General features: G+C 57.6%; 12 protein-coding genes and 1 pseudogene. 9 read left to right on the top strand and 4 right to left on the bottom strand.

Features of this window, described 5'->3' with window-relative positions:
- Nucleotides 1–9: 9 nt before the first annotated feature.
- The 3 genes from BLV48_RS01440 to BLV48_RS01430 form a co-directional block, all read right to left on the bottom strand.
- Entirely contained in the window at nt 10–2,253 is a 2,244-nt protein-coding gene (locus BLV48_RS01440; protein ID WP_217632923.1) for a TonB-dependent siderophore receptor, read from the bottom strand.
- 116 nt (nt 2,254–2,369) lie between these two features.
- Nucleotides 2,370–3,302: a helix-turn-helix domain-containing protein gene (locus BLV48_RS01435; protein WP_091821931.1), complete on the bottom strand. Its 933-nt coding sequence runs from the start codon at nt 3,300–3,302 to the stop codon at nt 2,370–2,372.
- A 438-nt stretch (nt 3,303–3,740) separates the two neighbouring features.
- Nucleotides 3,741–4,697: a helix-turn-helix transcriptional regulator gene (locus BLV48_RS01430; protein ID WP_091821927.1), complete on the bottom strand. Its 957-nt coding sequence runs from the start codon at nt 4,695–4,697 to the stop codon at nt 3,741–3,743.
- A gap of 246 nt (nt 4,698–4,943) precedes the next feature.
- Here BLV48_RS01430 and BLV48_RS01425 point away from each other — a divergent pair, with 246 nt between their 5' ends.
- The 5 genes and pseudogenes from BLV48_RS01425 to BLV48_RS19305 form a co-directional block, all read left to right on the top strand.
- Nucleotides 4,944–7,121: a TonB-dependent receptor gene (locus tag BLV48_RS01425; RefSeq protein ID WP_217632922.1), complete on the top strand. Its 2,178-nt coding sequence runs from the start codon at nt 4,944–4,946 to the stop codon at nt 7,119–7,121.
- Between the two features lie 17 nt (nt 7,122–7,138).
- Nucleotides 7,139–8,407, top strand: coding sequence for an MFS transporter (locus BLV48_RS01420; protein WP_091821922.1), 1,269 nt, complete (start codon nt 7,139–7,141; stop codon nt 8,405–8,407).
- Complete coding sequence (locus tag BLV48_RS01415; protein ID WP_217632921.1) at nt 8,404–10,176, top strand: ABC transporter ATP-binding protein; 1,773 nt, start codon at nt 8,404–8,406, stop codon at nt 10,174–10,176. The genes BLV48_RS01420 and BLV48_RS01415 overlap by 4 nt, the downstream gene beginning before the upstream one ends.
- Before the next feature lie 3 nt (nt 10,177–10,179).
- Complete coding sequence (locus BLV48_RS01410; protein WP_091821918.1) at nt 10,180–11,994, top strand: ABC transporter ATP-binding protein; 1,815 nt, start codon at nt 10,180–10,182, stop codon at nt 11,992–11,994.
- A 67-nt stretch (nt 11,995–12,061) separates the two neighbouring features.
- Nucleotides 12,062–12,218, top strand: a pseudogene (locus BLV48_RS19305) (IS5/IS1182 family transposase); the annotation flags it as partial.
- Nucleotides 12,219–12,364: 146 nt separating this feature from the next.
- On the opposite strand, the gene BLV48_RS01405 reads toward BLV48_RS19305, so the two are convergent.
- Nucleotides 12,365–13,333, bottom strand: a complete 969-nt coding sequence (locus BLV48_RS01405; protein ID WP_091821913.1) for an AraC family transcriptional regulator — start codon at nt 13,331–13,333, stop codon at nt 12,365–12,367.
- Nucleotides 13,334–13,440: 107 nt separating this feature from the next.
- Here BLV48_RS01405 and BLV48_RS01400 point away from each other — a divergent pair, with 107 nt between their 5' ends.
- From BLV48_RS01400 to BLV48_RS01385, 4 genes are read left to right on the top strand one after another with little or no spacing between them, the layout of a single operon-like run.
- Complete coding sequence (locus BLV48_RS01400) at nt 13,441–15,537, top strand: TonB-dependent receptor (protein WP_217632920.1); 2,097 nt, start codon at nt 13,441–13,443, stop codon at nt 15,535–15,537.
- Nucleotides 15,527–16,792: an MFS transporter gene (locus tag BLV48_RS01395; protein WP_175527535.1), complete on the top strand. Its 1,266-nt coding sequence runs from the start codon at nt 15,527–15,529 to the stop codon at nt 16,790–16,792. Before BLV48_RS01400 ends, BLV48_RS01395 begins: the two co-directional genes overlap by 11 nt.
- Nucleotides 16,792–18,558, top strand: coding sequence for an ABC transporter ATP-binding protein (locus BLV48_RS01390; protein ID WP_091821885.1), 1,767 nt, complete (start codon nt 16,792–16,794; stop codon nt 18,556–18,558). Before BLV48_RS01395 ends, BLV48_RS01390 begins: the two co-directional genes overlap by 1 nt.
- Nucleotides 18,555–20,318 carry an ABC transporter ATP-binding protein gene (locus BLV48_RS01385; RefSeq protein WP_091821884.1) on the top strand — a complete coding sequence of 588 codons (1,764 nt, stop codon included), beginning with the start codon at nt 18,555–18,557 and terminating at the stop codon, nt 20,316–20,318. Before BLV48_RS01390 ends, BLV48_RS01385 begins: the two co-directional genes overlap by 4 nt.
- The last annotated feature ends 212 nt before the right edge of the window (nt 20,319–20,530 follow it).

The following is a 20,530-nucleotide window of genomic DNA, read 5'->3' as shown; positions in this document are numbered from 1 at the left end:
CCTTAGGAGTTACCAGCTGAAACGGGCGGTGGCCATCACTGTTCTGCCGGAGCCGTAATAGCAGGCTGTAGCGGCGGTACAGGTGGCGACATAGCGCTCGTTGGTCAGGTTGCTGGCGTTGAGTGAAAGTTGTACCCGGCTGTTGCCGACCTGTCCCAGGTCATAGCGGACGGCGGCGTCGTAGAGGGTATAGGACGGGATCTTCAGACTGTTGGCCAGGTTGCCGTAGGTTTCATCCACGTAACGGGAGCCGGTGGCCAGACTCAGGCCATCCAGGGAGCCACCGAGGAAGGTGTAATCCAACCACAGGGATGCCATCCAGTCCGGTACTCGAATCATGCGATTGCCGGTGTAGCCGTCGTTGTTACGGGTGACTTCGGAGTCGAAACGGGTGGCGGCACCGATCAGGCTGAAACCGGCGAATGGCGTGATGCGGCCTTCCAGTTCTAGACCGCGGATTTGCACCTCCCCCGTTTGGACCTGATAGCGTTCATCGGCCTGGTTCAGCGGGTCGGCGGTGAGCACGTTTTGCTGTCGCAGATCATAAGCGGCCAGGGTGATCATGCCGTCGATTTGACTGGGCTCGTACTTGACGCCGATCTCCCACTGGCTGCCGGTGATCGGATCGAAGGCCGCTCCGGAGCGGCTGGTGCCCACGGCCGGCTGGAAGGACTCGGCATAGCTCAGATAGGGCGCGAAGCCGTTGTCGAACAAATAGGTGACCCCGGCGCGGGCAGTGAGCGCCTCGTCCTCGGTGCGGGTTGTCACGCCGTTCAGGCGATTCAGGCTGTCAATCTCGAACCAGTCGTAACGTCCTCCTAGTGTGAAGCGCCAGTTATTCAGGGCGATCTGGTCCTGCAGGTAGACGCCGGTCTGGCGATCGGTTTCTTTGGTGGACATCTGGTCGAACAGTACCTTGGAAAAGTCGTAATAGGTGTACTCGGGGTTGTAGATATCGATCTGAATCGCATCCGGCGCCACCTGTGCGGCCTTGCGCAGGAAGTCCCAGTCTGTCTTTTGCCAGTCGACGCCTGCCAGCAGCTGATGGTTAAGGGCTGCGGTGCTGAAGCGACCTTCGATACGGGTATCCAGCGTCTGTCCATCGGAGTCTCCTTCGCCCTGTACCGCCCGCCGCTTGAGTATATGGCCGTCGGTCAGAGTATTAAGATCGGTCAGTGCCGCGCCACGTACACCGTAACCCACGGTGGTGCGGTACAGCGAGTCCACATGGGTATGGCGGGCGCTCTGACGCAGGCGCCAGTCGTCGTTGAACTGGTGCTCGAACAGCCAGCCGGCCGACCAGATGTTGCGGTCGTACTGGTTCCAGTCCGGCTCGCCCAGGAAGGTGCTGTTGTCGATATAGCCGTTTGCTCCCGGAATGACAGATCCCTGATAGGGCATGAACTGGAAAGTGCTGCCTCCTGCATCCTGCTGGTACAGGCCCAACAGTGTCAGCCGAGTGTTGTCGTCATTGAGGCGGAAACTGGCACTGGGCGCGAGGAACCACTGTTGGTGCTCGGTATCGTCAATCTGGGTGCCTCCGTCCTTGATCAAGCCCACCAGACGCCAGAGACTGTTGCGGTCATCACTGGCACCACCGGTATCGAAGGCCGTTTGATAGCGGCCGTGGCTGTCGGCCTGCAGTTGCAGGATGTGTTCCTGGTCCAGGGTCGGCGTTTTGCTGACCTGGTTCACCATACCGCCCGGGGCGATCTGGCCATAGAGTACGCTGGACGGTCCCTTGAGAATCTCGACGCGCTCCAGATTCCAGCTGTTGAAGGCAGTGCGATTCCAGCTCAAGTTGCTGTCCGAAGGGGCACGCATGCCGTCCAGCATGACGTTATTGCCGAAGCTGCCGGCATCGAAGCCGCGGATGTAAAGGTCATCCACGCGGTTATCAATGCCTTGGCTTTCGGGCAGCACACCGGAGGTATAGCGGGCGGCTTCATTCAGGTTCTGGACACCGCGGGCATCCAGCTCCTGACGCTCAATAACCGAAACAGAATGAGGCGTTTCCAGCAGCGGTGTATCCGTCTTGGTTGCACCGCCAATGGTTTGGGCGGGGCGATAGGCATTGATGACCAGTGTCTCCAGTTCTGTACGGCCTGTGTCGGGCTCTTGCACCCGAATAGTATCCGTATCGGTTGCACTGGCGCTGGCTGAAGCGGTCGCCAGAGCTAAGGTCAGCAGAGACAGGCGGGCCGGACAGTGGTTGACCCGATTTGGACGACGGTCTGAGAGTAAAGACATCATGCAATCGCTCCTTTAAATGAGAACGATTATTTTTTCATTCCAGGGCGTACCTTGTCCTTTGTAAACGGATCAAAAACCTATGCAAACGGTGCAATTGGCTGCAGATCCTCGCTGGCTCAGGTGCGTACCTGCCGTGGTGAAATGCCGAAGTAACGACGAAAGGCGGTGGCGAAATTGCTCGGGCTGGAATATCCCGCCAGGTGAGCGGCTTCGGTGACGCTGAGCCCCTGCCGGGTTAATGCCTGATGCGACTGCTGCATGCGCGTGCGCAGCAGATAATCGGCGACTGTGATGCCATGCACTTGCTTGAAATGACGCTGTAAGGTAGCCGTGCTCATGTGGGCTTCGCGGGCGATATCGGCCAAAGTCAGGTGCCGAGAGGCGTGCTCCTGAAGCCAGGCCGCCACCTCATGGATGCGCCGGGTGGCATGGACGGACAGGCGTGGTGTAGTGGTACACGGCTGTGCATCTGTTAGCGTAGACCAAGCTTCAATGATCAGTTCCAGAGCACGGGATTCAAGGTACATGCCAGCGATGGCTTCGGACAGGGCTGGAGGTGCCAGCATCTGTTCGGCAATGCTACAGGCGTGAGGTGTAGCTCGCCACCTGAAGGTGTTCAGGTGGCGACGAAAACCGCTCATGGATCCTGACGAATTGAGTCCGCCGCTGTGCAAAGCGTCATCAACCCATTGTGCGCTCAGCCCAAGGCTGATACGGCGGGAATAGTGGCCTTTGTGTGCAATACGACTGAAACGCTCGGGGGCGTTCAGGGCGATCAGAGCGGCATCCATGTAGCTGCCTTGATTGCGTATCGAGCGACCCGATGCCGATTTCATGTGCAGGGCATGGTCGCCGAAACGCAGATCCAACGAACCTTCCAGTAACAGCACGATCCGCATGTGGTCATCAACCTGCCCATGGCTGACACGATCCTGTTGTTCCAGAGTGTCGCCAAAATGGAAAGTAAGGCCCTGGCGCAACACTTTGTCTATGGGAGAGTGCTGGTTGCGTAGGGTTGACAGCGGTTGTTGGGACTGACATTCGTTCATGGCCGGAGTCCGCTGAGTGAGTCAATTGAGAGTCGCTATGTTAGCGGCAAAACAAACATAATAAAAGTATTGCAAATACGAACAACTATCATTAATATTTAATTCGTTCATTGACAGGTCTGACCCAGCTGTTGCGAAACAGCCAAGTTCAGCATTTATGGCCGCATACTCCTTCAACTCAATAGTAAGGGGAGGCGGCTTTCTTTTAGTGAGTTTTCATTTCTTTTGGGCCCTCGCTGTATTTTCGCAGGCTTCCTTCTCCACCAAAATCTCCCCGTTAAAACAGCTGGCAGGTGACGCTTGATGACAACGGTGACCTAGCGTGGAACGGCGGTGACCAAGTGTTATCCCATTAACCGGAAACGGTTTCTTGCGCCGAACCATGACCCGGGTGCTGTTCTGGCTGCCGATTGAGAAATATTTATAGCGCTGCACGCTTCAGCGCTGGCGTTTGACTTCTGAAGGGGTGATGCCAAATTGCTTCTTGAAGGCTGCAGCAAAGTGGCTGGCATTGCTGTAGCCAAGGTCAGAGGCGACAGTTAATACTGGCAAGCCCAGGTTCAGTTGACGCCGTGCTTCCTGCATGCGCTCACGCTGAAACAGTCCGTAGACCGTATGGCCGAAGAGTTGCCGAAATCCGCATTTGAGTTTCAGTAGGCTCAGACCTGCCTCATGTGCGAGCTCAGGTAGTGTGGGCGCGGCGCTCAGGTCCTGTAACAGCAGGTCTCTCGCACGGAGCAGGTGCTGCTGGTCTCGCCAAGGTATCCGGTCGGTGTGTGGGGCCGAATGACGGTTCCCTTGCTGGATCAGGCTCACCATGACCAGACATTGACCGAGTAACCATAGTGGCAGGCGATCGGTGTTGCTACCTGCAAAAGCTTGCACGCTACACAGCCCCTGGCTCAGCACCTGAGCTGTCGCGCGGAGCTCGGCATTGCACGCGCAACGGGTCAGATAACAGTCTCCGATCGTGATATCTGATGGCATCACACTTGTATCTAATGGCCACTTTTCAAGAATGTCCGGTCGTACCATAACCATAACACTGTCGAATTGTCCCACTTGGGTGAAAGTGCCAACGCGCCCAGGATGGAAGCTGATGCTGGCCTCTTTTTCTTGAAGGGTGTGGACAAGTGGTGAGGCGCCATCATCGAACCTGGTATGTGAGGTGCCTGCCAGCGAACAGGAAAAAGTGATCCGGTGGTCGTCATCGTGGATGTCGATTTCCATCGGCTGGGTAAATCGCCCCTTCCATACAACAACATCAATGCCTTCCTGAAGCGTGCGTTTTAACAGGATGCATTTGTCTTCCTGCGTTACAGGCAATAATGAACTGATCCCAGTTGCCAGCAACCTAGACGCGGCGATCTCTGCTTTCGCGTCGAATGACGACATAGCATTACCTTTTCTCAACTCAAGCACTCGCCAACCGAAACGGGTAGAGATTGAACCGACTTGAGTAGATATCGAAATGATTCTCAATCATAAATAGTGCGGTATCTCAGACTAAAAGTCGAGTCCTACAAGCTCTCAGTGCCAGGCGGCTGCAATGCCCTGCCATAGAATTCGTCCTGGAAGGGCTGGACCACCGACTACCGTCTGTTCACTAGCTATCTATCACAATTGGGCGAGGAGCTATCGATGGGAATGAAAGGTTCAAGTGACCTGTTGATTGGTCAGTACGTATTAGGTTGGCACGATGCAGGTTTCATAAAGCTGCTTGCCTTTACATCCCTGCTGTCAATCAATGCCGCTTACGCTCAGCAGAATGAGGAGAATGGCGCGGAAGAAGCAGCGATGATCCCCTCATTACCCACTCTGACTGTCTCGGCCAGGGGCGGTAACACTCTGGAGGACCCCAGAGAGCTTCCTTTTGGTATGACCCTGGTGTCGGGTAAAGAGATTGAAGAGCGTGGCTTGATGTCAGTGGAGGATGTCTTGCGTGCCACCCCAGGCGTCGACGTGAATTCGTCTGGCGGTGCCAACGTATCGTCCCTATACATCAGGGGGGGCGGCGCTCTCTACCCAATGAGTATGGACGATACCTCCGTTGCCGTGAATCTCAACGGCAGCCCGATCTCTTCGCGGCATATTTCCCTGGGTAATTTGGATGTCGAAAGTATTGACGTGCTAAAAGGATCGCAAGGTACTCTTTTCGGAGGCCTGGCTGAAGCAGGTGCCATCAACATCACCACCCGCAAGCCTACGCGTCAGCTCGAAGGGTACCTACGGGGTGAGTATGGTCAGGAAGGAAAGCACCTGGTGGCGGGTGCCTTTGGTGGACCGCTGACCGACCAATTGAGCGGCCGTATCGCCATTCAACAGTCGTCTTTCGACTACCCCATAACCAACCTACAAACGGGTGACCCTGTTTCCGAACCGGACCTGCTGGCTGTCCGGGGCAGCCTGATGTGGGATGTCACGCCGGACACCTCCGTGCTTGTCAGCGCCGAGAGACAAAAGGCTCGGTACATGGGAGAGAACATCGTCCTGCGCCCTTACGGGGACAAGCCTGTAATGGATGTAAGTCCAGACATCTACGATGACAGCCACAAGACAGTGAAGCGTTCTTCCTTGCAGATCGACCACGAATTCGACGCCGGCCAGTTCACCGCCGTGACTTCCTACACTGATGGTTTCAATACCTCGCCGGTGGTCTACGACCGGTTGATTCAGATCTCCCGAACCGGAAACCCGAATGCGACCGAATACTGGCAGGTCCAGGAGTCCCATGAACGAGTGCTGACACAGGACCTGCGCCTGTCATCGCTGCCCGGTGCGGATACCTTCTGGGTTGGCGGGGTGAGTCTTCTGCACTCTGACCGCTCTTATGATAACCCGCGCAATACCTATGGCACCTCTAACGCCCAGTTCAGGGATTTCACCACGAAACGCTACGGCTTCTATGGCGAAACGACGCTTCCTCTCGCCAGGGACTGGACGCTGACAGCCGGGCTACGCCACACCTGGGACAGCAAAACCTATGATGCCACCTACCACTCAGGTGGAACGGTTGTTGGTGAATCGGAATCGTTGGACGATCACTTCATCACTGGTCGGGTTGGGCTGACCTATGCGCTAACGCCAGAGGTTAATGTGTACAGCATGTTCTCGCGAGGATACAACCCCGGTGGTTTTCAGGATTACGCCAACGCCCCGGGCTCGGCCAGTTACCGCGCTGCAACCTCTGAATCGGCAGAGTTAGGGTTTAAATACTCGATGGAAGACCTGCGTCTGACCATGAATGGCGCCCTTTTTTACACGGATATCGAGGATAATCATCTACTTTCCTACGACTCATCCACCTATGCCGTCAGCGCGGTAAATGCCGACACCCGCAGCATGGGGGTCGAGCTTCAAGCAAGCTGGCAATTTGATAATGGCCTCACCCTCTCAGGCGATGTGAGTTATATAGATTCAAAAATTACCACGGATGTTTTCAATATAGGGGATGGAGATGTACACGCGGGTAACCGTGTACCTGACGTTCCCCGGTGGTCCGGCCACTTGGCACTGACCTATCAACGACAGATTTCGCCCTTCTTGGGTTTGTCCTCTCCACTGCTCAACGCGCGACTGGATTATCACTATCAAGGGACCCGCCCCGCCGATCCTCAGAACTCCTTTGATCTTGGTGCTTATAACAAGATTGATATGCGTCTTGGCCTCGGCAGCGGCAACAGCGAATGGTATGTCTGGGGGCGCAACCTGCTGGATGAACACTACGACCTGTATGGCTATTTTGCACCCCCTTCTACCCACTACGGTGCTCCGGCCCAGGGCCGAGTCCTCGGGCTCGGTGTTAACTACACCTTCTAATTGCCATGAGGTCGCGCATGAGTTCGAAAACACCCAAATCCACCTGGTGCCTCCTGGCTAGCCTGTATACGACGCAGTATCTCGGCTTGGGGTTTCTGGTAGTGGCGCTGGTGGTCATCCTGCGAGAGCAGGGGGCCACGTTAGGGCAGGTGAGTCTTATCTATATGACAGGAATGGTATGGCCTTTTAAGTTCCTTTGGGCGCCCATCGTGGACAGGTTTAGTATTGCCCGTATGGGGCACTACCGAACCTGGCTAATCGTCATGCAGGGTGGGCTGGCGCTAGCTTTTCTAGGTTTCGGTCAATTCGATCCCCTAAACGACTTTGCGGTGATTTATTCACTGTGCCTGCTTGTGGCGTTGTTTTCGGCAACCCAGGACATTGCCATCGACGGTTTGGCCTGCCGCTTGCTCTCTGCGGATGAGAGAGGCCTGGGTAACGGTATCCAGATCGCCGGTGGCCTGTTGGGCAACATGCTGGGCGGGGGTGCTGTGTTGCTGGCCTATCCTCATATCGGGTGGCACGGCAGCGTGGTGATTCTTGCGGTCGGCACCTGTTTGCCCTTGACCCTGTTGGCCGGGTTTCGTGAGCCAGGTTGGGAGACGCCGCGAGCAACTGGCCATGCTTTGATACGGTGTGTCAAAGCATTCTGGCAGCAGCCCAATGGCCGCCGCTGGCTCATGTTACTGCTGGTCTATCCCATATCAAGCAGCCTTGCCTACGCCCTCATTACGCCGATACTGGTCGATGCCGGGTGGCGAATGGAGCGCATTGGCTTTTCGGTCAATATTGTCGGCTCCTCACTGGGTGTCCTGGCGGCTCTCTCGACCGGTTGGTTACTCACCAGGTTGGGGCGGCGAAAGGTGCTCATTGGTGCTGCCCTGGTTCAGATTCCGGGAATCGCGATCATTGCCCTGCCGGTGTTTGACTATACCGGCGAGATGGTTGCGACGCTGTCCGTCGGCCTGTTCTTTCTTCTTTACAACCCGGCCGCGACCGTACTTGCCACGGTTATGATGGATCATGCGTCATTCGAACGTCCGGCAACCGATTATACGTTTCAGTACAGCCTTAACATGTTCGTTGCCATGGGCATGATGTCGGCGGGTGCTGCGCTAGCAGACATATTTGGCTACGCTGGTGTATTGGCGCTGGCGGTATTGGCGGCAATCATCGCGGCACTGCTGTCGTTTCGCTACCGACCAATGGTCGGCGCCCTGTCTTGTACGGATGCTGTTTCGTTTCCTCCGCCAGTCGCATCGGTGATTGCCGAGGAGGTGCGATGAGTAAATCGTGGGATATACTTCAGCCTGTCCAGAGACAGATACAGCTTGCCATGGTGCTCTCAGGTACGAGTGCCGTGTTTGGGCTCGCAGCGCTTGCGCTGCTGGGGCTGGTTCTGGGGCAATTGATGCAACACCCTCATGTCTGGCCCTGGTTGGCCATGACCCTGGCCTTTATCAGCCTGGCTGCAAGCCTGTTGCTGCGCCTCAGTGCCTTCAACCAGTCACATTATGCCGCCTTCCGATTGGAGACGATTCTGCGCACTGACATGGCACAGCATCTGGCGCAGGTGTCGCTGGGGGACATACAGCAGTTTGGGGCGGGAGCCCTGTCCAAGGTGATGCAGGACGATATCAAGGCGCTTCATATTTTCGTGGCCGACAGTACGCCGATGTATGCCCGCGCAATGGTGGCGCCAATCTGCACTTTGCTGATTCTCGTCTGGCTGGATTGGCGGCTCGCATCCGGCGCGGTGGCTGTGCTGCTATTGGGGGTCGGCGTACTAGGCCTGGCGATGCGTAACTCAGGCCAGATGCAATGTCGCTACAACGCCGCCCGTGAACGCGTCAGCGCAGCCATCGTCGAATTCGTTCAGGCCATGCCCGTGGTGCGTACCTTCGATACCGGCCATACCACTTTCAGCCGCTATCAGCAGGCACTGGAGAGCTACCAGGAAATACTCACCGACTGGTACCGGCAGGCAGGTTTCCCTACCCGATACGCTTTTGTCGTGTTGAACCCACTGCCGACTCTGATCGTATTGCTGGGCCTGGGCGGCTGGCTGGGAGCCCAAGGTACACTGAATTTCGCGACCTGGGCGGCTGTGCTCCTGCTCGGTGCCGGTATGGCTGAGTCTGTCATGCCCTTGATGTCACTGCATCATCTGGTTGCCAGGGCGAAACTGAGTGTTGGCCGTATTCAGCAAGTCATGGCATTGCCCATATTGCCGATCCCCATAGAGTCCAGGCAGCCATCCAGTTCCGCCATCGACTTTGAGGGCGTCAGCTTTGGACACGGTGCGTACCCGCAAAGCAAAGGTGAGCTCGTCCTGCACGATGTGACCTTCCATGCCGCGCCCGGCACCGTAACCGCTCTGGTTGGCCCCTCAGGCGCAGGCAAGTCAACCATCGCCCGGCTGATCCCCCGATTCTGGGATGTCGACGCGGGGTGCATCCGGATCGGTGGCGTTGATATCCGGGATATGACCACCGAGACGCTCATGGCACAGGTCGCCTTCGTCTTTCAGGAGAGCTTCCTGCTCGCCGACAGCGTTGCCAATAACATCCGCATGGGGAGGCCGGACGCGACCATGGAAGAGGTGGTGGCGGCCGCACGCGCCGCTCAGGCTCACAACTTCATCCAGAGTCTGCCTGAGGGCTACGACACCCAGGTCGGGGAGCGTGGAGGTCTTATTTCTGGTGGCCAGCGCCAGCGCATTACGATTGCCCGGGCCATTCTACAAAACCGTCCCATCCTGGTTCTCGACGAGCCCACCGCCTTTGCCGACCCGGAGAACGAGGCTGCACTGATGAAGGCGTTGTCTGTGCTGATGCGTGGCCGAACTGTGATCCTGGTGACTCACCGGTTTGCCACCATTCGCAGTGCCCATCAGATACTGGTCTTCGATCAGGGGCAACTGGTTGAACGGGGTCAACATGATGACTTGGTGAACCAGAGCGGTATCTATGCCTGGCTCTGGAGCCGCCATGAAAAAGCCCAAAACTGGGCATTGAAGCGTCGACCTGTGGTCTCGGAAAACGGAGGAGAATAACCGATGGTAACCACCCGTTCAGGCCGCAACACCTCCGCCTCCTGGATCGCAACCTGGCTCTGCCTGCTGAGAACCGCTGGTGAACATGCCAGGGCACTGCGCAACAGTCTGATCGGTCTGTTGGCGGCTGCCATCGCCAATGGGCTGGCACTGGCGTGTTTGTTTCCGATGTTCAGGGCCATGCTGTCAACCGGCAATACCGAGGCCGCATTGCATTGGCTAGCGGTCATGTCGTTCCTGGCGATCATTGCGGCTCTTCTGCGCTGGTGGGCGCAGGGTTTTGAGTACGACGGCCAGTTGGCAGCGATGACCCACTCGCTGCGTACCCGTCTCGGCGAGCAGTTGCGCCGGATGCCGCTGGAGCGCTTGCAGGACAGCCGTACCGGGGAGATAAGCGCGGTACTGATTGGCAACGTGGATGAAAACCTCAATTACACCCTGGCCATCGCTAATCTGATCATGTTGGCAGTGATCACACCGCTGACTGTTGCCCTGGCGGCACTGTTTGTGGACTGGCGGCTGGGGGTGATTCTGTTATTGGTGTTTCCCGTCATCGTGCCTCTGTATGGCTGGCGGCGTCCGGCCTTTCGGCGCGGTATGCGCCAACTTGACCAGGCTCATCGACGCACCAATGCCGACATCATCGAGTACCTGCAGGGCTTGCCGACTCTGCGCGCGGCCTGTAGTGGAGGCGAAAAGGCGGCGGCACTGCAGGCCAGTTTCCTGCACCTTGAAACGGTTCAGACCGAAGCCCGTCGACATGCGGCCAAGCCTGACGTTTTTGTCGCAAGCGTGGTAGAACTGGGCTTGCTGGGGGTGGCCGCCTGCGGTGTCACTTGGGTGGTGATGGGAACCCTGGATCTGGCCTCGCTGGTAGCCACCATGGTCATTATCGTGCGCTTTTCTGAACCATTGGCGACCTTTGTCAGCTATACCATGATGCTGGAACTGATTGAGGCGGCGCTGGATCGCATCGACGCACTGCTGGCCATCCCCCCACTGCCCCAGCGGGCGCCCGCTCTCATACCCAAGACCTTCGATATCTGCTTCGAGAACGTCTCCTTTCGTTACAGACATGCCGATAGCGCCGCCCTGTCGGGCTTCAATGCTTTGTTCCCGGCGTCTGGCATGACGGCACTGGTGGGCTCTTCGGGCGCGGGCAAGACCACGGTTGCGCGACTACTGATGCGCTATGCTGACCCACAGTGCGGGCGTGTCACGATTGGCGGTGCTGATCTGCGCCAGATACCGAGCGAAGCATTGAGCGACCTAATATCGGTGGTATTCCAGGATGTCTACCTGTTCGATGACAGCGTTCTCGCCAATATCCGCATGGCACGGCCCGAGGCAAGTGAAGACGACGTTCGGGCCGCCGCAGAAGCTGCCCAGTGTCTGACATTTATTGAACGTCTTCCGCAAGGTTGGCATACCCGATTGGGAGAGATCGGCGAGCGGCTTTCCGGGGGAGAGCGTCAACGAATTTCCATTGCCCGAGCGCTGCTCAAGAACGCTCCGATCATCATCCTTGATGAGCCCACTGCGGCGTTGGATGCAGAGAATGAACTGGCAGTGCAACGCGCCATCGACGCACTCGTGCGCGATAAAACCGTGATCGTTATTGCGCACCGCCTGTCGACCATCGTCGGTGCCGACCGCATTCTGGTCGTTGAAGACGGCCAACTGGTTGAACAGGGACAACATCATGAACTGATGGCAGAAGCGGGCCGCTACCACGCTTTATGGCATTCTCTGCAGGCGGCACGTCTGCAGGTAGGCCTGGCGGACGATCAAGCCTCAGGCTTGCAAACTGGCGCCTGAATGCTAGCCACGGAACCCTTGGCTGCTATCCCCGGCCGTTCAAGCACAGCACTGGCACCCCGGAGATCTTAAGGCCAGTATCCATGCGAAAGTTGAGAATCTGTTTCGGATCCTCAAGTGCCAGTTTGGTTTTGTAAACGCCACGCTACCGTGGCCTGAAGAAAAACGACAGTAAACTGGTCAACGTTGTACGGGTAGACCAGATGTTGAAAGGGCAGGGTTAATCCGCTTGTACTATCAGAAAAGGTAGTTGCAGCCGGTGAAAAAATGGACGCTTTCATCATGATTACAAAAGCTCTTTGAAATGGCAGATGTGCTCGGGTATTTGCGGAGGAACTATTCTTAGACTGCGAGGGTACAGTGTTTGGTATTACAGCATGGTGTCGTTACTGACGGGATCAACTTCTTTGTTGGCAGAGCTGATCCATGCTTTTGGGGTTGCGCCCCAGTGTCGCTTGAAGGCTTTAATAAAGTGGCTCAGGCTGGAAAAACCGACGGCGTCGGCTACTTCCGTGACGCTCCATCCTTGCTCCATAAGAGAAGCAGCTATTTCCATTCGTGTCTGTCTCAGACAGGCATGTATCGTCTGGCCATAGAGAGCGGTAAACCCTGCTTGAAGTCGTTTTTCACTGATGCCAGCTTGTTCAGAAAGTACCTTGATCGTCAAATCTTGCTCATAGTTCTGGAGGATATACTCATATGCCTGCTGGACCCTACTTCGGTCGTACGGAGCTGGCATTGTAGGATGTCGCCGGCGGGTGTCTAAATGTCGAAGGGTGAGGGCGAGGGATTCCATAGCTTTAGCTTGCAGGAACAGCAAAGAAGATAATTCACTTGTGCTGTTTGTCGGGTATTGCAGAATATCGGCGGCTAGCCGTTTCATCTCACGGCTGGCCGGCAGGCTGCCCAGGTAGGCGTTCTGGCAGGGAACGCTGCAGTCACGCAGCAGTTTGCCTGTGAGTTCCGGTGGTGGATGCCCGCACAGGGATGCCAGTCCCTCCGGCGTAAAGCGGATATCAACAATGCGGGTGGCGTGACCGCCCCGAAAATCGTCCCAGCCCCGGATGGGTTGGGCGGTGGAATAGAGAATGGCGGTGCCGGCTTCTATGCTCAGTGGCGGTCCGCCGTCCAGCGCCATGGTCCCGGCTCCCTCCAGGACAATAGCGATGCCAAAACCCGGCCGGGAAATACCATCAAGCTGCCAGTTGGATGTCGGCCGGCCATCGAGGCAGCCGATACTGACTCCGTCACTGACTGAGTGCAATTGGCTGATCAGCGCCCAGTCCGAGGGCATGGACAGGGACATCGGGTTGCGGGGGGCTGAAGCAGGGCAATCCATCAGTTATTTCCTCATTTCCGCTATTTTCAGCGCAAATTCGCTAGCGGCTCATGATTGCGCTGTAGATGATACGCATTATCAATTCCGATTGTAATGCAGGTGTGATCATGAAGCACGTTCCACGACGATACATCGGCGCTCGAATGCCCTTGGTGGCTGCACTGGCGCTTACATTCTCTCCGACCGCCGTTCTGGGGCAAGACGAGAAGCAGAAGCTTGAAGGCATCCAGGAACTTGAGGTACTGGTGATTCAGGCGAGCAAGAAAGGCGAGTCGGCAGCGGCTATGAATAAGGCAGTAGAGGTCGCCGACAGTGAAAAGTTAAAGGCAGGGCATATCAATAACGTCCAGGAACTGGATTGGGCGTTCCCGTCACTACACATGTCCTACAGTGGTTCCTCGTTGTTTCCGATCATGACCATGCGTGGGGTGACGTCAGCGCAGGATTTTTATAATCCGGCGCTGACGGTGTATGTAGATGGTGTGCCGCAGTTGCCCGTGGCCTCATTACAAGCCCTGGGAGATGTCAGTCAGGTGGAACTGCTCAAGGGGCCGCAGGGAACGCTGTATGGCCGCAGTGCCTCGGGTGGCATCCTCAATATTGTGACCCGGGAGCCTGGAAATGAACCCTACCTGCATGCCAGAGCCGGTGTCTCAAGTCGTGATGGTTATGAATTGATGGGACAGGCTTCCGGCGCTATCAAGCCTGGCCTGCTGTATGGCTCCCTGACTGTTCTGAGTCAGGAACAAAACGGTGACCTGGATAGCTCACTCGTTTCGGACGATCTTGGCGGTATGCAGACGGATGCCGGCCGGCTGCGACTCCGGTTGGCTCCGGATGACGCCGATTACGAAGTGAATGTGACCGCAGCAAGGGACTGCACTGAGACAACCCAGGATGTCTATACTCTCTATGATGAGATCGATGATCGCCAGGCCGCGATTTCACCCGACCTACCGAACCAATACCGGAAATTTGACCAGGAGCGTTGCGGCAATCAGTTTGCGGTCAACGGCCAATATGAGATAGGCGGCTGGCAGATCTCCGCGATGTTCAGTGACCAGGACCTGGACGTCCGCCGACACTGGGCCATTGCCAACTACTACTCCTCCCAACCGGAGCAGTGGGACCAGCGTACGGCGGAGATCAGGATGGTGAGCCTGAATGACGGCAGCCAGCCCTGGGACATGATCATGGGGATCTTTCATCAGGAAACGGACCAGAGCCGGCGTTATCTGTTCGATATGGTAGCACCGGTATACTCTCCCTATATCGACACCCGCTCTGACAATGAACGCAAGTCCTTGGCGGCCTACGCCGACCTGACCTGGTATCTGACGGACCGCGCGGATGTGTCTGTGGGCGGTCGTTTTTCCCGGGATCATGCCAAAACTCGCTTCGATGGCACGGTGGCAGGCAGTGGTCTGAGTGGAAGTGCGGAGGTCACGGATAATACCTGGCTCGGGCGTGTGGCTGCAGGCTACTGGCTCAGTGATCGTTGGCGGACCTATGTGAATGTTTCCCAGGGCTACAAACCCGCCGGCTATAACCTGGCGCCATCCAGTGTCGCCGATGCCGAAGGGTTTGATCGTGAGACCTCGATCAGCTACGAACTCGGGCTTCGTTACCAGGCGCCCCGGCTGAACTTTGCAACCGCCCTTTACCGGATTAATACCCGGGACGTTCAGATGTACGGCGACAGCGATATGGGGACTCAGACGCTCACGAACGTGGGCGATATGCATGCCACCGGCCTGGAAGTGTCTCTGGACTGGTGGGCGCTGCCCCATTTGTCCCTCTCTGCCGCCGGTCATTATACCAGGGCGGAGTACGACGACTACGACAGCCCGGCCAGTTGCAGTGACTGCTCCGGAAACAAGGTGCCGTTGGTGCCGGAGTATAAGGGCAGTATATCAGTGACCGGTCACTTCCGGCCCTCAGGGCAGCGCCTGGAGCCACGTGTGACAGTGGCTCGGACTGGTCGGCAGTACTTCGACAGTGCCAATACCCTGGAGCAGCCCGGGTACACCCTGCTGGATGCCAGTGTTGACTGGCAGCCTCTACCGGGCCTCATCCTGTCCGTTTACGGCCAGAACCTGACGGATGAAACCTACCGCGGTTACGGCTTTGTATTCGGTGGTACCCGTTATGCCCAGGTTGCAGACGGCAGAACTCTGGGGGTTTCAGTCGACTATGTCTACTGAGGCCAGGAGGATAGCCGGCTCGGCGCCAATGGCGTTCCTGCTGGCCTGTGGGGCGATTTACGTCTCCCAGACGCTGGTCACCACGCTGGCGACCCAGTCCATGCCGGCACTGCTTCGGGATGCCGGGTTATCGCTGCAAATGGTGGGGCTCAGTTACCTCTTCTATCTGCCCTGGGTACTGAAGTTCTTGTGGTCACCCGCTGTGGAACGGGCCCGGCATCCATATCCCGGTAACGACCGGTCTGTGCGGATGATTGTAGGCGGCCAGTGTCTGCTGGCCCTGGTCCTTCTGCTCCCTGCCGTGCTGTCGCTGAGTGGTATCACTCTGCCCGTGATGGTCGGAATTTTGCTGCTGTTGGCTGCGCTGGTGTCGGCTTCCGTGGATATCGTCACTGACGGCCTGCTTATCGATACCCTGCGTGGAGAGGCCCGTTTCGAGCGGGGCAACCTGATGCAGGTGGGTGGGAGTTATGTCGGCGTTTTGCTGGGGGGCGGGGGATTCCTGCTGGTTGCCGGTATCACCGGGTGGCCCTGGGCATTGCTGATCGTGTCCGCGCTGGTGGTGTTGATCAGCGTGCCTTTGCTGATGACCCGGCGCCCGAAGGCTTGGGTGGCAGGCCACCGCACGCGGCCATCACTGCTGATGGCGCTGTCGCGCAGGGAAATCCAGCAGGGCCTGCTTCTGGTTCTATTGCTGGGCGCTGGCATACGCATGGCCTTTGGCATGCTTGGCCCGATGCTTCTGGACCACGGTATCGAGTTGTCGGAGCTTGGCTGGCTGTTTGGCGGTTTCAGTGCTCTGGCCGGACTGCTGGGCACCCTGGTTGGCGGTATCCTGGCCCGCCTTCTGCCCGGCTGGTGGGCCGTCACGGTGGTGTTGGCGCTGCAGGCCACAGCACTGGGTGGGGTTATTGTCGCACTGGTGTTTGAAGCCTCGACCAGTGTGCTGGTTGCGCTGTCTAGCGGCATCTTTTCCAGCATGGCTGCCGGCTTCGTGGTGATCTATTCCGCGTTAATGCAACTGACCAGCCCAAGCCAATCCGGCGTCGACTTCACCCTTTTCCAATGCTCCGATGCCCTGATCGCAATGATTGGTGGTGTCCTGGGCGGCGCTCTGGCACAGCACTTTGGTTACCCCGTCTGTTTTGGGGTCTCCACCTCTCTGTCACTGCTGGCCACCCTAGTGTTGGTTTCAATGAATGTGATGAACAGAACGCCGGTAAATCCCGATCAAACCGGCCTGGAGCCCGCATAATGAGTCAAGATCCTGCAATGCCTTTAACCATGTCCCGGCTGTTGCGGCTGGCGCCTGGTCCTGTCTCTATGTCGATTATCTGCGCCATGTTGTCGGCGGGCCTGAGCATTCTGCCCCTGTGGCTGATCTACCGCATGGTGGTTGAGCTGGAGGGCGCGTCTCCGTCAATGACGGTCATCTGGCAGCAGACAGGACTGATCGCTCTGGTGTTGCTGCTGCGGTGGGCGCTGATGGCGGTTTCCCATGTGCAGGCCCACAAGGGGGCCTTTCGCATCCAGCACCGCCTGAAAATGGCCATGGCCCGCCGGCTTGGTGAGGTGCCTCTGTCCTTTTTCAGTGGCCGCGGAAGTGGCGCCCTGCGCCGGGTGATTAACGATGATGCCAATAGCATGGAAGGCTTTTTCGCACACATGCTGCCGGACATTGCCGCCTCGGCCACGGTACCGGTGCTGGCGGCTGCTCTTCTGATGGTGGTCGACTGGCCCTTGGGGCTGGCGGCTGTTGCACCCTTGCCCCTGGCACTGCTGGGACAGTGGTGGTTCATGCGTAACAGCGGTGAACGCATGCGCCAGTGGAATGAGCTCCAGCAGCGCATCGCCGGTCAGGTCAGTGAGTATATCCGGGGTATCCACCTGATCAAGACCTTCGGCCTCAGTGCCCGCTCCTTTGGTGAGCTGGCCCAGGCGATCCGGGGAGCCGTTGACTGGGTCTCGGATTTCGCTCGCCAGTCTTCCCGCGCCTGGGTGGTGTTTGTTGCGCTGCTGGGGGCGGGACTGGCCGTTGTCGCGCCTTTGGGCGCCTGGCGTGTACTGAGCCATGATCTGGAAGTGTCCACACTGGTGCTGTTTCTTCTGGTGGCGCCCACGGTTCTTTCCCCCCTGTTACGCCTGACCTTTGCGATCGGAGAGCAGGCGCAACGCCAGGAGGCTCTGAAGCGAATCGGGGAAATCCTTGAGGCACCTGCTTTGCAGCAGGCCCACGCAGACGACTTACCTGAAACAGACCTGGAGATTGAGTTTCGCAATGTCAGCCAGCGGTATCACGACAACTGGGTGCTGGATAACGTCAGCTTTACCGCCAAAACCGGGCAAATGACGGCAATCGTGGGGGCCAGTGGCGCGGGCAAGAGTACCTTGCTGAGAGTCATTGCCCGGCTTTACGAATACCAGCAGGGCGACATCCTCGTGGGTGGCCGGGAGATCAAGGATTGGCCGCTGGACGAGTTGCTACAGCGCTTCAGTGTGGTGCTGCAGGACGTATTCCTGTTTCACGGCACCGTTCGCGACAACCTGCGGATGGCCAGACCCTCGACTTCTGATAGCGACATTGAACAGGCGGCCCGTGCGGCCCGCGCGCATGAATTTATTGCCGGCTTACCCGATGGTTATGACACCGACATTGGCGAGCTGGGCTCCCACCTGTCGGGAGGCGAGCGCCAGCGGATCTCCATCGCCAGGGCCTTACTCAAGGACGCCCCGATCCTGTTACTGGATGAGGCCACCGCCAGTATTGATGCGGAGAACGAGGCTTATATCCAGCAGGCCCTCAACCGCCTGTGTCGGAATCGCACCGTGCTGATGATTGCGCACCGGCTGGGCACGATAAAGCACGCCGACCGGATAGTGGTGATGGATGAAGGGCGGGTGGTCGGTTGTGGCCGACATGAGCAACTGCTGGGGAGCTGTGAGGTCTACCGCCGGCTGTGGGGTGCAGACCAGCGGGCCCGAAACTGGACTCTGGGATCGACGACAGGAGTAGAGATATGATCCGCGAATTAATGCAGGCGGGATTCCGGCTTTCCGGGCAACGCGACCCAAGACTTGCCAGAGGCCTTGTCTGGATCATGGCAGAGGCACTGTTCACGGCCCTGCCGTACGTGTTTGTCTATTACCTCCTGACCGGGCTTTTCGAGGGGGCACTTACGGGCGCGGAGATACTGCTTTTTGCCGCGTTGATGTTGCTCTCGGTGGTGCTTCGCATACTGGCGGGGATTCGAGGCATGCCACTGGTGTTCAGCGGCGCCTATGCCATGATGGCCGAAGCCCGGTTGCGGGTTGCGGATCACCTCGGGCGTGTTCCGCTTGGCTGGTTTGGCCAGCAACGGGGGGGTGACCTGGGTGCCCGGTTGACCTCTGACCTAGAGCTGGTCGAGCACATCTGGTCGCATTTTCTCGGTGTGTTTGTGTCCGGCCTGCTGGTGCCGGTCTTCCTATTGCTCTTTCTGTTTACCATTGACGCCCAACTGGCGCTGGTTACCCTCATCACCATCCCCTTTGCGTTGGTGACCTTGTACCTGACGCAGAAGAGGCTGACCCGCACCGGACCGCGTTTGCTGGCGGCCGGCTCCCACGCCCAGGCGGCTGTCCAGGAATATATTCAGGGCATTGCCGCGATTCGGGGCTTTGGTCGGTTCGGTTGGGCATGGAGCCGGCTTGAGTCAACCCTGGATGAGCATCACCGTGCGCAAATGGAGGCCGAATCCAGGCCGGCTCCCTGGCTGGCCGCGTTCGGTTTCGTGCTGGAACTGGGCTATCTCCTGATCGTCGTGGCCGGTGCCGGCTGGCTGGGCAACGATTCCATCGGAACCGCCGACCTGGTGACGTTTCTGGTGCTTGCCCTGCCTGTTTACCGGCAACTCTTCGAAGTCGGGTTGTCCACTCTGCTGCTGCGGTTTGCCAGCCGGGCCATGGCGCGCCTTGAGGAACTGCTGCAACAGCCGGTGATGCCGGAGCCATCGTCACCTTCCGTCCCTGTTGACCAGACCATCGAGTTTGATCAGGTCAGCTTCGGTTATGACAAACAGCCGGTCCTGAACCACCTGAGTTGTGTGGTTCCGGCCAATGCGCTGACGGCAGTGGTCGGGCCGAGTGGCGCCGGTAAGACAACGTTCGTCCATCTGATTGCCCGCCTGTGGGACGTCAACACGGGTAGTGTTCGCATTGGTGGCGTTGATGTCCGTGATATGAGCCGGGATACGCTCTATCAGCAGGTGGCCATGGTGTTCCAGGACGTGGTGCTGTTCTCCGGGACGGTTATGGACAATCTGCGCCTGGGCAGGCCGGATGCCTCGTATGAAGAGGTCGTTGCCGCCGCCAAACAGGCCTACGCGGACGACTTTATCCGGGCGTTACCCAATGGCTATGACACCGTGCTTGACGAGAATGGCGGTTCGCTATCCGGTGGTGAGCGCCAGCGCCTGTCCATTGCCCGTGCCTTGCTGAGAAATGCGCCCATCCTGCTGCTCGATGAGGCTACCGCCAGTGTCGATCCATCCGCTGAAAGCGAGATCCAGCGGGCCATCAGTAACCTCGCCCGTGGTCGCACGGTCGTCATCATTGCCCATCGACTGAGAACAGTCCAGGACGCAGACAAAATACTCGTTCTTGATCATGGAAGCCTGGTGGAGGCAGGCTCCCACGACACGCTGATGGACCTTAATGGCCTGTACGCCCATCTCTGGCAGCAACAACAACGGGCTGAAGACTGGCAGATTGGTTTTTGTGCACCATCTGAAACGGCGCTCTAGCTAGTCGCCCTCTCATACTCACAATTTTGTAACCCTGGATGGGTTGCTTGACATTTTTGTAATCTATATATCGGTTATGGGCTGGTGTAAATTTTGTTTTTTTGTTTATAAACATGATGTTACGGGTTTTGGCATCAAACCTGCTTTGTAACAAGGCAAGCTAAGTCGAAGCAGCCATTTTTCGACGTATTAGACACTTATAAAAACAAAGC

The organism is Marinobacterium iners DSM 11526 (assembly GCF_900107855.1).
Classification (GTDB): Bacteria; Pseudomonadota; Gammaproteobacteria; order Pseudomonadales; family Balneatricaceae; genus Marinobacterium; species Marinobacterium iners.
The sequence above is the reverse complement of the archived record's forward strand: the minus strand, read 5'-3'. Positions and strand labels throughout refer to the sequence as shown.

Bases quoted from the DNA above. Each gene is read 5' to 3' on its own strand.
- BLV48_RS01440 (WP_217632923.1), bottom strand. From the start codon at position 2,253: ATGATGTCTTTACTCTCAGACCGTCGTCCAAATCGGGTCAACCACTGT.
- BLV48_RS01435 (WP_091821931.1), bottom strand. From the start codon at position 3,302: ATGAACGAATGTCAGTCCCAACAACCGCTGTCAACCCTACGCAACCAG.
- BLV48_RS01430 (WP_091821927.1), bottom strand. From the start codon at position 4,697: ATGTCGTCATTCGACGCGAAAGCAGAGATCGCCGCGTCTAGGTTGCTG.
- BLV48_RS01425 (WP_217632922.1), top strand. From the start codon at position 4,944: ATGGGAATGAAAGGTTCAAGTGACCTGTTGATTGGTCAGTACGTATTA.
- BLV48_RS01420 (WP_091821922.1), top strand. From the start codon at position 7,139: ATGAGTTCGAAAACACCCAAATCCACCTGGTGCCTCCTGGCTAGCCTG.
- BLV48_RS01415 (WP_217632921.1), top strand. From the start codon at position 8,404: ATGAGTAAATCGTGGGATATACTTCAGCCTGTCCAGAGACAGATACAG.
- BLV48_RS01410 (WP_091821918.1), top strand. From the start codon at position 10,180: ATGGTAACCACCCGTTCAGGCCGCAACACCTCCGCCTCCTGGATCGCA.
- BLV48_RS01405 (WP_091821913.1), bottom strand. From the start codon at position 13,333: ATGGATTGCCCTGCTTCAGCCCCCCGCAACCCGATGTCCCTGTCCATG.
- BLV48_RS01400 (WP_217632920.1), top strand. From the start codon at position 13,441: ATGAAGCACGTTCCACGACGATACATCGGCGCTCGAATGCCCTTGGTG.
- BLV48_RS01395 (WP_175527535.1), top strand. From the start codon at position 15,527: ATGTCTACTGAGGCCAGGAGGATAGCCGGCTCGGCGCCAATGGCGTTC.
- BLV48_RS01390 (WP_091821885.1), top strand. From the start codon at position 16,792: ATGAGTCAAGATCCTGCAATGCCTTTAACCATGTCCCGGCTGTTGCGG.
- BLV48_RS01385 (WP_091821884.1), top strand. From the start codon at position 18,555: ATGATCCGCGAATTAATGCAGGCGGGATTCCGGCTTTCCGGGCAACGC.